The sequence below is a fragment of the Streptomyces solincola genome, assembly GCF_002982015.1.
Classification (GTDB): domain Bacteria; phylum Actinomycetota; class Actinomycetes; order Streptomycetales; family Streptomycetaceae; genus Streptomyces; species Streptomyces solincola.
This window is the reverse complement of sequence record NZ_PVLV01000047.1, coordinates 1-13,238: the sequence shown is the minus strand read 5'-3', so window position 1 is coordinate 13,238 and position 13,238 is coordinate 1. Positions and strand designations below refer to the sequence as shown.

Annotated in this window: 10 protein-coding genes; 6 read left to right on the top strand and 4 right to left on the bottom strand. The window is 74.2% G+C overall.

The window, feature by feature from the left end; translation table 11 throughout:
• Positions 1-104 precede the first annotated feature (104 nt).
• A complete protein-coding gene (locus C6N75_RS03320) occupies positions 105-1,424 on the bottom strand; it encodes an acyltransferase family protein (protein WP_105867315.1) in 1,320 nt (439 codons plus the stop codon).
• 265 nt (positions 1,425-1,689) lie between these two features.
• Between C6N75_RS03320 and C6N75_RS03315 the strand changes: the two genes are divergently transcribed.
• Genes C6N75_RS03315 through C6N75_RS03295 form a run of 5 tightly spaced genes read left to right on the top strand, consistent with a single transcriptional unit; the run spans position 1,690 to position 7,812 of the window.
• Positions 1,690-3,561: a non-ribosomal peptide synthetase gene (locus tag C6N75_RS03315; RefSeq protein WP_258177201.1), complete on the top strand. Its 1,872-nt coding sequence runs from the start codon at positions 1,690-1,692 to the stop codon at positions 3,559-3,561.
• Positions 3,561-3,815, top strand: a complete 255-nt coding sequence (locus tag C6N75_RS03310; RefSeq protein WP_105867314.1) for an MbtH family NRPS accessory protein — start codon at positions 3,561-3,563, stop codon at positions 3,813-3,815. The genes C6N75_RS03315 and C6N75_RS03310 overlap by 1 nt, the downstream gene beginning before the upstream one ends.
• A gap of 44 nt (positions 3,816-3,859) precedes the next feature.
• Positions 3,860-5,233 (top strand): condensation domain-containing protein, encoded by a 1,374-nt coding sequence (locus C6N75_RS03305; RefSeq protein WP_105867313.1) that lies wholly within the window; start codon positions 3,860-3,862, stop codon positions 5,231-5,233.
• 46 nt (positions 5,234-5,279) lie between these two features.
• A complete protein-coding gene (locus C6N75_RS03300; protein ID WP_105867312.1) occupies positions 5,280-6,512 on the top strand; it encodes an acyl-CoA dehydrogenase family protein in 1,233 nt (410 codons plus the stop codon).
• A gap of 49 nt (positions 6,513-6,561) precedes the next feature.
• Positions 6,562-7,812, top strand: a complete 1,251-nt coding sequence (locus C6N75_RS03295; protein WP_105867311.1) for a cytochrome P450 family protein — start codon at positions 6,562-6,564, stop codon at positions 7,810-7,812.
• A gap of 246 nt (positions 7,813-8,058) precedes the next feature.
• Here the strand turns inward: C6N75_RS03295 and C6N75_RS03290 are convergent, their stop codons facing one another.
• From C6N75_RS03290 to C6N75_RS03280, 3 genes are all read right to left on the bottom strand, one after another.
• Positions 8,059-9,423, bottom strand: coding sequence for an FAD-dependent oxidoreductase (locus tag C6N75_RS03290; RefSeq protein ID WP_105867310.1), 1,365 nt, complete (start codon positions 9,421-9,423; stop codon positions 8,059-8,061).
• 54 nt (positions 9,424-9,477) lie between these two features.
• Positions 9,478-9,924, bottom strand: a complete 447-nt coding sequence (locus C6N75_RS03285) for an SgcJ/EcaC family oxidoreductase (RefSeq protein WP_105867309.1) — start codon at positions 9,922-9,924, stop codon at positions 9,478-9,480.
• Positions 9,925-10,037: 113 nt separating this feature from the next.
• Positions 10,038-11,219: an acyl-CoA dehydrogenase family protein gene (locus tag C6N75_RS03280; protein ID WP_105867308.1), complete on the bottom strand. Its 1,182-nt coding sequence runs from the start codon at positions 11,217-11,219 to the stop codon at positions 10,038-10,040.
• A 248-nt stretch (positions 11,220-11,467) separates the two neighbouring features.
• Between C6N75_RS03280 and C6N75_RS03275 the strand changes: the two genes are divergently transcribed.
• Positions 11,468-13,063, top strand: coding sequence for a 4-hydroxyphenylacetate 3-hydroxylase family protein (locus C6N75_RS03275; RefSeq protein WP_258177200.1), 1,596 nt, complete (start codon positions 11,468-11,470; stop codon positions 13,061-13,063).
• The last annotated feature ends 175 nt before the right edge of the window (positions 13,064-13,238 follow it).

Here is a 13,238-nt window from a genome sequence, read left to right as displayed (position 1 = left end):
CGGAATTGCTGCGTCCGGGCCGGTGCGGCCATGGAGCCCGAAGACCGGCGCGGTCTTCGGGCTCCTGTTCGCCTTCGTTCACCCGCAGGGGTGAGGTGGTGAGGTCAGCGCGGTCCGGCGACGGTGTACGGGTCGCGCTCCCGCTGCTCCGGTACGGCGCCGGGGGCCGGGGCGGGCGCGGCGGCGGCCTGCTTGCGGGCGGCCCAGCGGCCGACGGCGTTGACCACGGGCCGCTCGACCAGGTAGTGGCTGAGGGTGGCGGCCAGGATGCTGCCGGCCAGCACGGCGGTCATCAGCTCCGGGAAGCCGATGGTGCCGCGGAGCTGGTTCATCATCCCGGGCTCGGTGCCGAAGACGCTGCCGGTCTCGAACCAGAAGTACATGACCGCGAAGTGCCAGAGGTAGATGCCGTAGGAGATCCGGCCGAGGTAGCGGGAGACCGGGTTGGCGACGATGGCGTCCACCACCCGGGACTTGGCCCCGGGTATCGCGAGCGGCATCACCATCAGGTAGGAGAAGCCCAGCAGCAGGAAGTACTGGGTGAGGGCGAGGCCGACGCCCTCGTAGTCGCCGTAGCCGGGGCGGCCGAAGGGCTGGGAGCAGTTGAAGGCGTAGATGGCCAGCGCGCCGACCCAGAACAGCAGCGGGTGGTTGCCGGCGATCCGGTGGAGGAACGGCTCGCGGCCGGGGCGCAGCTCGGCCAGCACTTGCAGAATGGCCATGCCCATGCCGAGGGCGAACGCGCCGCCGACGGCCAGCGGCCACCAGTACTGCTCGGGGTAGACGCCCATCTCGGGGCGGTGGATCCACCAGGTCCACACCGCCGAGCCGGCTGTGATCAGGACCAGCGGGACGAGCATGCGGCGGGCCTTGCGCACCGGGTCGGCGACGCCCTTGGCGAGCTTGTGCATCAGGGCGGCGATCAGCGGCAGCGCGAGGTAGTACTGCATCTCGGCGGGCACGGTCCAGGCCGGGTCCATGCCGGCGATCCAGGTGTAGTCGTAGACCTGGAGCATCAGCAGCGGCCGCAGCACGTACCAGGGGCCGTCCACCGCGGCGTAGTTGAGCAGGAACACGCAGACGACGGCGAGCAGCGCGTACGCCGGCCAGAGCCGGGCCAGCCGCTTGGCGAGGAAGGGGCCGATCCGGGGGCGGGTCCCGCCGCCGAGGGTCCAGCGGGCGAACGGCCGGTACAGCAGCATGCCGGACAGGACGAAGAACGGGCCGAGCGCCAGCGGGCGCATGCCGGCCAGCAGGGTGGCGAGGAACTCGTTGCCCGGGGGCGCGACGTAGGCGCCCATCACTCCGGCGGCGAAGGACGTGTGCACGCCCGCCACCCCGAGGGCGCACAGCGCGCGGACACCGTCGAGCCCTCCGACACGCTTGGTCTGGTGGGCCGGCGCCGCGGCCCGCTTCTCATTCACTGCGGAGAGCTCCTCTACGTCGTCGCTCGGTGGCTCGTTCAGCATGGGCATGGCCGGAATGGCGCGCCATCTTCTGCCGTGCGGTCTGCGGCCGCCGGCCCTGCGCGCGCAGGGCGCCGGGGCCGGACTTCCCCAGGTCGCGGCGCGGCCGTCGGCAACGCAATCCAGGAGATGCCGGGTCCGTCCGGGCTGTGTGAGCGTTCCGCCAGACCCGTCCGCCGGGTCCGCGGACCGCTATCGGCGGGGACGAGCGATTGGACAGCAGATGGTCTCCACCTCGGAACAGCAGATGGTCTCCACCTCTGGACGGCCGTCGGTCGCTCCTTCGGCGCACTCCCCCGCCCTTCCTGCCGCCTGCACCGTCCATGAGCGCTTCGCCGCGCAGGCGCGCCGGACGCCGGACGCGGTGGCGGTGGCGCAGGGCGAGGCGGTGCTGACCTACCGGCAGCTCGACGAGCGGGCCGAGCGGCTCGCGCACGAGCTGGCCGGATGCGGCGTCGGGCCCGGCGACCCGGTCGCGGTGCTGATGGAGCGCTCGCCGCACCTGGTGGTCGCGATCCTCGCCGCGCTCAAGGCCGGCGGCTGCTATCTGCCGCTGCACGCGGCGGACCCGGCCGAGCGGATGCGGCGGGTGCTGGAGCGCGCCGGATCGCCGGTGCTGCTCGCCGACCGGGCGACGCGGGAGCGCGGGCTGCCGGAGGGCGGCGGCCGCACCGTCGTCGTGGACGCGGACGCCGGCGCCGGTGGCGGCGCGCCCGCGGGCGGGCTGCCGGCGGGGGACGCGGACGGCACGGCGTACGTCATCCACACCTCCGGTTCGACCGGGGAGCCCAAGGGCGTGGCGGTCACCCATCGCGGGGTGCTCGGCCTGGTGGACGACTCCGCCTGGGACGGCGGCGCGCACGACCGGGTGCTGGCGCTCGCCCCGTACGCCTTCGGAGTCTCGACCTACGAGCTGTGGGTGCCGCTGCTGCGCGGCGGGACCATGGTGCTGCCGCCGCCGGGCAGTCCGGGCGTGCGCACCGTGCGCAGGCTGATCGCCGAGCACCGGATCACCGCGCTGCATGTGACGGCCGGGCTGTTCCGGCTGTTCGCCGAGGAGGCCCCGGACAGCTTCGCCACCGTGGCCGAGGTTCTGACCGGCGGCGACACCATCTCCCCCACGGCCGTGCGGCGGGTGCTGGACGCCTGCCCGGACACCGTGGTGCGGGCCATGTACGGGGCGACCGAGGTGTCCTCGTTCGCCGCCTGCGCGGTGCTGACCGCGCCGTTCACGCCGAGCGGCCCGATCCCGGTCGGCCGGCCGCTGGACACCGTCCAGGCCCGGCTGCTCGACGAGGAGCTGCGGCCCGTGCCGGACGGCGGGACGGGCGAGCTGTACCTGGCCGGCGAGCGGCTCGCGGCCGGCTACTTCGGCCGGCCCGACCTGACCGCCGAACGCTTCGTCACCGACCCGCACACCGAGCCGGGGGTGCGGATGTACCGCACCGGCGACCTGATGAGGCGGGGCCCGCACGGGCTGGAGTTCGCCGGGCGGGTCGGCGACCAGGTCAAGATCCGCGGCTTCCGGGTGGAGCCGGGCGAGGTGGAGCACGCGCTGGCCCGGCAGCCGGGCGTGGCGCACGCCGCGGTCGTCGCCCGGCAGCCCGAGGGCGGCGGCGAGAAGCAGCTCCACGCCTATGTCGTGGCCCGGGAGCCGGGTCTGGACCTGGCGGCGGTGCGCAGGGCGGCCGCCGAGGAGCTGCCCGACTACCTGGTGCCCGCCCACTTCACCGAGCTGGCCGCGCTGCCGCTGACCGCCAACGGCAAGCTGGACCGGGCCGCGCTGCCGGCCCCCCAGACGCCCCGCCGGGCGGCGGAAGCACCCCCGGTGAGCCCCGTGGACGACGCCCGGCAGGAGGCGCTGTGCGCGCTGTTCGCCTGGGTCCTCGGCATCCCGTCCATCAGCCCCGACGACAGCTTCTTCGCACTCGGCGGCCAGTCTCTCCAGGCGATGCGGCTGGCCACCCGGATCGAGGCCGAGTTCGGGGTGGAGGTGACGGTCGGGGACGTGCTCAACCACCCGACGGTCGCCGAACTGGACGTACGCCTCCGGGAGTTGGCAGAGACCGTCGTACCGCCGGCGGAGGTGGCGTGATGACCGAGGAGACCCGGGCGCTCGCCGCGCCGCCGCGCCTGTGCGTGGTGCTGCGCGACTCGCTGGGCCGCCACTCGCTGTGGCCGGCCGCCATGGACGCCCCGGTCGGCTGGCCGGTGGTGCACGGGCCGGACGGCGCGGACCGCTGCCTGGCCTTCATCGAGACCGCGGCCGCGGCAGCCGGGCGGGTCGCGGACCGCGCCGCCGTCCACCGCCCCGGCCCCGGTCCCGACGACCTGGCCCCCGCCGCCTGAACCGCCCTTCCCGCGCACACCCCTTACCCGAAAGGACCGCTCACGTGACCATCACCGCCGCGCCGCCGGAGGCGGACGGACGCGACCAGCGCATCCCGCTCTCGTACAACCAGGAGTTCCTGCGGGCGTTCGACAAGGGCGCCACCGACGGCGCGTTCGGCCACCGGCACACCCTGGTGGGCGGCTGGCGGGTCACCGGCGAGATCGACCTCGACGCGCTCCAGCGGGCGCTGGACGACGTGGTCGTGCGCCATGAGGTGCTGCGCACGGCGGTGGTGGGCGACGAGCAGGGCGGCCACCAGGTGGTCCACCCGCCGGCGCCGGTCGCGTTCGAGGTGCGCGAGCTGGGCGCGCAGGACGAGCGGCCGCGCGAGGTGCGGGCCGAGGAGTTCCTCAACGAGCTGGACGCCCGCCCGTTCGACGTCCGCGAGCTGCCGCACCTGCGGGCCGCGCTCGGCCGCTTCGACGCGACCGACGCGGTGCTGGTGCTGGCCACCCACCACACCTCCACCGACGCCTGGTCGCTCCAGGTCGTCGCCCGCGACCTGGCCGCCGCCTACGCGGCCCGCACCGGCGCGGCCCCGGCGCAGGAGGAGCAGCCCGCCCAGTACCGGGAGTTCGCGCACTGGCAGCAGGAGACCGCCGGCAGCGAGAAGCTGGACGCCGCGCGCGGCTACTGGCGGGAGACGCTGGACGGCGTGCAGATCACCGGCATCACCTCCGACCGGCCGCGCGACGAGTCCCTGGCGAGCGCCTACGGGGTGCACCGCTTCGTCTTCGACGCGCAGCTCTCCGCCGACGTGCTGGAGTTCGCCAAGGCGACCCGCTCGACGCCGTTCATGGTGATGGCCGCCGCCTACAGCCTGCTGCTGCGCGAGCGGACCGGCGCCACCGACATCGTCTTCCCGACCTTCTCCTCCGGGCGGTACGAGGAGCGCTTCGCGGACTCGGTCGGCCCGTTCTTCAACTTCGTGCCGATCCGCGTCGACACCACCGGGTGCGCGACCGTCGGCGACGTGCTGGACCGGGCTCGCACCGCCTGCGTCGGCGCGTACCAGCACGAGATCCCGTTCGCCCGGATCGCCGAGGACAGCCCCGCGCTGCTGGCGCCGTTCGCCGACGGGTTCCTGGCCGTGGTCGCCTTCGAGGTGCTCCAGACCGCGTTCCCGGCCGAGGGCGGCGTGCCGGGCGGGCCGCAGCTCGCCGAGATCCGCCGCCGCACGCTGTCCCAGGAGGTCAGCTCGGCCATCCCGGACGGCGGTCTGTGGGCGATGGACGTACTGCCGGGCGGCGAGCTGGCCGGCAGCCTGAAGTTCGACCACCACCGCTTCGACGAGGCCACCGCCGTGGCCCTGGTGGACCGCTTCCGCGAGCTGCTGCGCACCCTGTCCGACGCCCCCGCCACCCCGCTGGCCTGACGCCGTCCGCCCACCGGTTCCCGACGCAGTAAGGACGCGATCGACGATGACCACCCTGGCGCCCTCCGCCCCCGCGGCTCCGCCGGAGCCCGGTCTGACCCCGGACGAGGTCGTCGCCCGGGCCGAGGCCCTGGCCGCGACCCTGGTCGAGCGGCAGGCCGAGACCGAGCGGCGCGGCTACTACGCCGAGGACACCCACGAGGCGTTCTCCCGCGCCGGCTTCTACCGCATCCTGGTGCCGCGCCGGTACGGCGGCTACGAGTTCGGCCCGGAGACCTTCGCGAAGGTCGCCATGGCGCTGGCCCGCGGCTGCCCGTCCACCGGCTGGATGTACCTGTTCGGCGCGGCGCACGCGCTGGTGGCGGGCACCGTCTTCGAGGAGGAGGTGCAGGCCGAGCTGTTCGCCGGCGGGGAGTTCATCTGCCCGGCGACGGTCGCGCCGGCCGGCTCCGCCCGCCCCGACGGGGAGGGCGGCTGGATCCTGGACGGCACCTGGGGCTACTGCTCGGGGTCGCCGTACGCCACCCACTTCATCGGCCACACCCTCGTCGCCGCCGGCGAGGGGCAGCCGCCCGCGCCGATGCTGTTCGTCGCCCCCCGGGAGAAGTTCGAGCGGCTGGAGGACTGGGGGGCGCAGCTCGGCCTCAAGGGCAGCGGCTCGCACAGCATCCGGATCGAGGGCGCCCGCATCCCCGGCCGGCACACCCTGGGCGGGCACCTGAGCATGATGGCGGTCACCGAGGACACCCCGGGCCGCCGGCTGCACGGGCCGGAGTACGGCGGCGGGCCGCTCAGCTTCATGCTCCTGGAGCTGGGCGTCCTCGCGGTCGGCATGGCCCGGGGCGCGCTGGACGCCTACGACCTTCTGATGCGCACCCGCACCACATCGTTCTTCCCGATCGTGCCGCGTACCGAGGACGCCGACTTCCAGGCCCGCTACGGCGAGGCGGCCGGCCGGATCGCCGCCGCGGAGGCGGCCGTGCTGCACGCCGTGCAGCAGTGGCAGGCGCTGTGCGGGAAGGAGCCGGCGGCCTTCACCCGCGAGGAGGAGCTGCGGCTGGCCCTGATCGGCCGGGAGGCGGTCCGGCTGGCCTGGGGCGCGGTGGAGGGCCAGCTCTTCCCGACCGCCGGCTCCAGCTCGGTCCGCGCCGGCGAGCGGGTGGAGCGGGTCTGGCGCGACATGTCCACCCTGCACAGCCACGCCGGCAACGGCGTCTTCCTCGCCTCGCTCGCCCCCCGGGAACTCGCCCAGGCCCACTTCGGCCCGGCCGCCGGCTGAGCGCCGCGTCCCCCGCCCCTCACCTCACCTCTCATTCGGGATGGACCCCATGGAACAAGGCTGCCCCTTCGCCCTCGACACCACCGGCCGCGACATCCACGCCGAGGCCGCGGTTCTGCGGGCCCAGGGCCCGGCGACCAGGGTGGAGCTGCCCGGCGGGGTGTTCGCCTGGTCGCTGAACGGCCACGCGGTGATCAAGCAGGTGCTCACCGACCCGCGGGTCACCAAGAGCGCCCGCAACCACTGGCCGGCCTTCGTCAACGGCGAGGTGCCGCCGGACTGGGAGCTGATCAGCTGGGTCGCGATGGACAACATGGTGACCGCGTACGGCAAGAACCACGTGCGCCTGCGCAAGCTGACCGGCGCGGCGTTCACCCCGCGGCGCACCGAGGCCTTCCGCCCGCGCGTGGAGGAGCTGACCGACCAGCTCCTGGACGCGCTGGAGCAGGCCGCGCCGGGCGAGACGGTGGATCTGCGGGAACGATTCGCCTACCCGCTTCCCGCCCGTCTGGTGGCCGACCTGATCGGTATGCCGGAGGAGGCCCGGGCCAAGACCGCGAAGGTCATCGACGCGATGGTGGACACCACCATCACGCCCGAGCAGGCCCAGGCGGTGCTGGCCGGCTGGCGCGGCGCGATGGCCGACCTGATCGCCGACAAGCGGCGCGAGCCGGGCGAGGACATCACCAGCGACCTGGTGGCCGCCCGGGACGAGGACGGCACCAGACTGTCCGAGGACGAGCTGACCGACACGATCTTCGCGATCCTGGGGGCCGGTTCGGAGACCACGATCAACTTCTTCGACAACGCCATCACCGCGCTGCTGAGCGACCCGGCCCAGCTCGAACTGGTCCGCTCCGGGCAGGCGACCTGGGACGACGTCATCGACGAGACCCTCCGGGTGGAGTCGCCGCTGGCGCACCTGCCGCTGCGGTACGCCGCCGAGGACATCGAGCTGGACGGGGTGACCATCCCCAAGGGCGACCCGATCCTGGTCAACTACGCCGCGGTGGGCCGCGACCCGGCGCTGCACGCCGACCGGCCGGACGCCTTCGACCTGACCCGCGCCGACAAGTCGCACCTGTCCTTCGGCTTCGGCCCGCACTTCTGCCTGGGCATGGGCATAGCCCGGCTGGTGGCCACCACCGGCCTGTCCCGCCTCTTCGCCCGCTTCCCCGGCCTCGAGCTCGCCGTCGACCGCGACGGCCTCCAGCCCCTGCCCACCTTCATCATGAACGGCCACCGCAGCCTGCCCGTCCGCCTCACCGCCCGCGTCCCGGCGACGGCCACGGCCGGCTGACGCGGCGGCACACCGAAGCGGNNCCCGCTTCGCGCTGCCCCGCCGCACGCCTTCCCGGGCGTCCCCGGCCATCGCGGCGGGCGGCTCGCCGGCGGGCGTCACGCCTGCTGACGAGAGGGCGCAGGGGGCAGGGGACAGCAGGGGCAGGGCGCAAGGCGCAGGGCGCGGGGCGCAGCCGGAAGCCCGCCCCGCCGATGACGCGGCGGGACGGGCTTCCGGGATGGGGAGGGGCCCCCGAAGGGGGCGCTAGGCGGCTGCGGCCGGGACGGCGGCGGGCGCCTGGGCGGCCCGCTGGGCGCCCTCGGTGACGCGCTGGATCATCTCGGGGGTCATCAGGGCGTCGGGGGTGGCGACCAGGCCGGCGACGCGCATGAAGGTGGCGGTGACCTCGCCGTCCACCGTGGCCGCGGCGTGCAGGGCGGCCATGAAGGCGCCGGACGCCTCCCACTCGGGGGTGCGCTCGCCCTCGACCTCGGGGTAGCCGAGGTCGGCGCCGGCCGAGAACTGCCAGGGGACCTCGATGACCTGGGCGATGTCGGCGAGGAAGGACTGGGGGTCGACGGGGCCCCGGGCCAGGTGCTCGCGCAGGACGAGGGCTTCCAGGGCGGAGACGGTCATGCCCTGGCCGTAGACCGGGTTGAAGCTGCACGCGGCGTCGCCGACGACCAGGAAGTTGCCGGGGAAGCGGTCGAGCCGCTCGTAGCGGCGGCGCTGGCTGGCCGGGTAGCGGATGACCGCGCCGTCGTCGACCGGCTCGGCGTCGTGGATGGCGTCGTGGATGTCGGTGACCGGCAGCGTACGCGTCCACTCCAGGAAGCCGGGCAGGTCGGCCGGGGCGCTGTCGCCGAGGACGCCGGTCAGCGAGACGACCACCAGGCCGTCCTCGATCCGGGACAGGAACGCGCCGCGCCGGTGGCTGGGCGAGGAGACCGGGTTGATGGAGAGGTCGCCGTCCAGGACGGCCTCGTCGCGCAGCCTGAAGCGGCGGGTGGTGTAGGAGAGGTCGATGCGGATGCGCTCCTCGTCGGGGCGCTCGTAGCCGAACTCCTCCAGCCACAGCGGGGTGCGCGAGCCGCGGCCGGTGGCGTCGACCACCAGGTCGGCGGCGATGACGCGCTCGGCGGCGCCGGGCTCCTGCGACTGGACGCGGACGCCGGTGACCGTGTCGCGGGTCTCGTCGGCGACCAGGCCGGCGATGTCGTGGCGCTCCAGCAGGGTCACCCCGGCCAGGGCCTCGACCCGGTCGCGCACCCGGCTCTCCAGCACCGGGCGGGTGGCGGAGACGCAGAGCAGCCCCGTCCGGCCGGGGGCGAGCCGGCGGCCGTTGAAGAACCAGCGCAGCTCGCCCAGGTCGCCGGTGGGGATGCCGGCGGCGACGGCGTCCCGGGTGAAGCCGGGGAACAGCTCGTCGAGTATCTGCTGCCCGCGGGCCAGCAGCCCGTGGACGTGGCGTCCCTGCCCCACGCCCTTGCGGGCCGTGGTCGTGCCGGCGACGGCGTCGCGCTCGACGACGACGACCTCGTCGTAGGAGTCGGCCAGCACCCGCGCGGCCAGCAGCCCCGCCATGCTGGCGCCGAGCACCACCGCGCGCTCGCCCACCCTGTGCGTCATGGACTTCCTCACCTCTCTGGGGGTTCTCGGGTTCCTGTCGGGACGGGGTGTCCGTCAGGCGGCGTTGCGGGGGGTGTTCTGGTACGCGGCGAGGTGCCAGCGGCCGTCGCGCCGGACCACGACCCAGGAGGCGTTGACGGCCCGCTCGGGGCTGGGCTCGGTCTCGCCGGGGGCGAGGATGCCGCCCTGGGTGATGAGGATGCCGGCGTCGGCGTCGGCGAAGCGCAGGTCGACGGGGGTTCCGGTGACCCGGGTGCCCTTGAAGGGGCCGGCGAAGGCCTGGGTGAGGAAGGCGCGGATGGCCTCCCGGCCCTGCTGGAAGACACCGGGGATGATCATGGTGCCGTCGGGGGTGAAGACCTCGGCGAAGGCGTCGGCGTCGTGCGCGGCCCAGGCGGCGACGACGCGCTGCGGCAGGGCGGCGATGGCGGCGCGGTCCTCGTCGGTGATGGCGGAGGCGGGGCCGGAGGCGGGGGCGATCTCGGCGATCTGCGTGGTCATGTGGGGCTCCGTGGGAGTCGTGGGTGCGGTGGGTGCCGTGCCGGGCGGCGGGGGTGCGGGCCGCCCGGGCGGAAGGCGTACGGGGCCGGGCGCCCGGGCGGGCGCGGCCGGCGTCAGATGTAGAGGGTGTTGGGCTCCAGGCCGCACAGGACCCGGCCGTACAGCTCGTTGTTGGTGTTCGGGTTCATCAGGGCGTGCAGGCTGACGGCCTGGATGTCGCGGCTGATGCGCTGGATGGGCACGTCCCGGTGGATGGAGGAGCCGCCGGAGGCGGAGGCGAGGATGTCGACGGCCTCCTTGGCGAGGCGGACCACGGCGCCCATGTCGGCGCGGGCGCGGGCCCGCTCCTCCAGGGTGAACTCCTCGCCGGCCGCGCCCTTGCCGTCGACCAGGTCGGCCAGCCGGTACGCGTGGAACTCGGCCTGGTCGGTCTTGAGGACGGCCTCGGCGACCTGGTGGTGGGTGAGCGGGGCCTCGGCCTGGGTCTCGTAGGCGGTGTAGGTGAGGCCGCGTCCCGGCAGCCGCTCGAAGAAGGCGTCCCGGGCGGCGCGGGCCAGGCCCAGCGCGGTGCCGACGGAGGAGGCGGCGGCGACCGGCAGCAGCGGCACCCGGTAGGCGGGGCTGGCGGCGTTCAGCTCGGAGGCGTACTGGCCCTGGAGGATCGCCGGCAGCGGGATGACCCGCTCCTGCGGGACGAACACGTCCTGGGCGACGGTGCTGACGCTGCCGGTGCCGCGCAGCCCGGAGGTGTCCCAGTCGTCGACGATCAGCAGGTCGGACATGGGGACCAGGGCCATCAGCGGCAGGTGCCGGCCGTCGGGCAGCGGCTGGACGGCGATGATCTCCTGCCAGTGGGCGTGGTGGGCGCCGCTGACGAAGCCCCACTTGCCGTTGACGGTGATGCCGCCCTCGGCGGGCGCGGCGAGCGCGGAGGGGCTGAGGGTGCCGCAGATGCGGACGTCGGGGGTGGCGAACACCTCGTCCTGGACGCTGTCGGGGAACAGGCAGGCCATGAAGGTCGGGATCCAGTAGACGGACGTCGTCCAGGCGGCCGCCCCGTCGGCGCGGCCCAGTGCGGCGGCGACGTCGACCAGGGTGCGGGTGTCGGCCTCGTAGCCGCCGTAGCGCTTGGGCACGCGCAGCTTGAAGAGCCCGGCCTCGGCGAGTGCCTCGACCGTCTCGTCCTGGAGCCGCCGGTCCTCCTCCGCCTGCGGGGCGTTCTTCTTCAGCAGCGGCGCCAGTTCGCCGGCGCGCCGCACCAGGTCCGCGCGGGTCGGGATGTCGGCGGTGAGCATCGTGGGTCCTCCCGGGAGGTGCTGGGTCGTCGAAGCGGTCGTCGAAGCGGTCATGGGACCGGTCGTGGAAACGGGACCGTCGGGGACCGACGCTCACACCGACGGGGCGTCCCGGACACCTCCCGGATTGCGCACCGGCCGCCCGCGCGGGCCGGTCGGCGCGACTTGGGCACGTCCTGCGGGGTGGGGGCGTCCTCCCGCACGCAGCAAGAAGCCCGGCGGGGGCGGTGGCTGCCACGATGAGCCGCATGACCGACCTTCAGGACGACCTTCAGGACGACCTTCGGCGCGGCGAGGCGGCCGGGGCGCCGCGCACCCGTCCGCTGACGGGTGACGAGTACGTGGAGAGCCTGCGGGACGCCCGGGAGGTGTACCTCTACGGGGAGCGCGTCAAGGACGTCACCGCGCACCCGGCGTTCCGCAACCCGGTGCGGATGACGGCCCGGCTGTACGACGCGCTGCACGACCCGGCGCACCAGTCCGTCCTGACGACGGCGACCGACACCGGCAGCGGCGGCTTCACCCACCGGTTCTTCACCACGCCGCGCAGCGCGGAGGACCTGGTGGCCGACCAGCAGGCGATCGCCGCGTGGTCGCGGATGAGCTACGGCTGGATGGGGCGCAGCCCCGACTACAAGGCGGCCTTCCTCGGCACCCTGGGCGCGAACGCCGACTTCTACGCGCCGTTCTCGGACAACGCGCGGCGCTGGTACCGGGAGTCGCAGGAGAAGGTCCTGTACTGGAACCACGCGATCGTGCACCCGCCGGTGGACCGGAGCCTGCCGCCGGACGAGGTGTCGGACGTGTTCGTGCACGTGGAGAAGGAGACCGACGCGGGTCTGGTGGTGTCCGGAGCGAAGGTGGTCGCCACCGGGTCGGCGCTGACCCACCACAACTTCATCGCGCACTACGGGCTGCCGGTGCGCAAGAAGGAGTTCGCGCTGGTGGCGACGGTGCCGACCGGGGCGCGCGGGGTGAAGCTGATCTGCCGGCCGTCGTACACCGCGCAGTCCGCGGTGATGGGCAGCCCCTTCGACTACCCGCTGTCCTCCCGGCTGGACGAGAACGACACCATCCTGGTGCTGGACAAGGTGCTGATCCCCTGGGAGGACGTGTTCGTCTACGGGGACATGGCCAAGATCCAGATGTTCTCGGGGCAGTCCGGGTTCCTGGAGCGGTTCACCTTCCACGGCTGCGTGCGGCTGGCGGTGAAGCTGGAGTTCCTGGCCGGGGCGCTGGCCAAGGCGCTGGAGGTGACCGGCACGCAGGACTTCCGGGGTGTGCAGACCCGCCTGGGCGAGGTGCTGGCCTGGCGCAACCTCTTCTGGGGGCTGTCCGACGCGGCGGCGCGCAACCCGGTGAAGTGGCGGGGCGGCGCGGTGCTGCCGAACCCGGAGTACGGGATGGCGTACCGCTGGTTCATGCAGATCGGCTATCCGCGGATCAAGGAGATCATCCAGCAGGACGTGGCCAGCGGCCTGATCTACCTCAACTCCAGCGCGGAGGACTTCAAGAACCCGCAGATCCGCCCGTACCTGGACAAGTACGTCCGCGGCTCGAACGGCATCGACGCCGTCCAGCGCGTCAAGGTCCTCAAGCTCCTGTGGGACGCGGTCGGCACCGAGTTCGGCGGCCGGCACGAGCTGTACGAGCGCAACTACTCGGGCAACCACGAGAACGTCCGCACCGAGCTGCTCTTCGCCCAGACCGCCAGCGGCAAGCTCGACGACTACAAGGCCCTGGTCGACCAGTGCATGTCCGAGTACGACCTGGACGGCTGGACCGTCCCCGACCTGGACTCCTTCCACGACCTGCGGGCGGCGCGCGGAGGGCTGTTCGGCTGAGGGGGCGGCGGGGACGGGAGGGGGCGCCGACCATCCGGGTCGGCGCCCCCTCCCGTCCCGGCGCCGGGGGGCCGCGGCGGGTCAGCCGCGGGCCACGCCGGTCGGCGGGGGAGGGGGCGGTGGGGGGGGGGGCGAGCGTGGCGGTGGGGGGGGGTGTGCGCGGGGCGCGCGCGGG

Excerpts from the sequence above, each read along its gene's own strand:
- C6N75_RS03280 (WP_105867308.1), bottom strand. The coding sequence starts at position 11,219 with ATGCTCACCGCCGACATCCCGACCCGCGCGGACCTGGTGCGGCGCGCC.
- C6N75_RS03275 (WP_258177200.1), top strand. The coding sequence starts at position 11,468 with ATGACCGACCTTCAGGACGACCTTCAGGACGACCTTCGGCGCGGCGAG.
- C6N75_RS03285 (WP_105867309.1), bottom strand. The coding sequence starts at position 9,924 with ATGACCACGCAGATCGCCGAGATCGCCCCCGCCTCCGGCCCCGCCTCC.
- C6N75_RS03315 (WP_258177201.1), top strand. The coding sequence starts at position 1,690 with ATGGTCTCCACCTCGGAACAGCAGATGGTCTCCACCTCTGGACGGCCG.
- C6N75_RS03290 (WP_105867310.1), bottom strand. The coding sequence starts at position 9,423 with ATGACGCACAGGGTGGGCGAGCGCGCGGTGGTGCTCGGCGCCAGCATG.
- C6N75_RS03310 (WP_105867314.1), top strand. The coding sequence starts at position 3,561 with ATGACCGAGGAGACCCGGGCGCTCGCCGCGCCGCCGCGCCTGTGCGTG.
- C6N75_RS03300 (WP_105867312.1), top strand. The coding sequence starts at position 5,280 with ATGACCACCCTGGCGCCCTCCGCCCCCGCGGCTCCGCCGGAGCCCGGT.
- C6N75_RS03295 (WP_105867311.1), top strand. The coding sequence starts at position 6,562 with ATGGAACAAGGCTGCCCCTTCGCCCTCGACACCACCGGCCGCGACATC.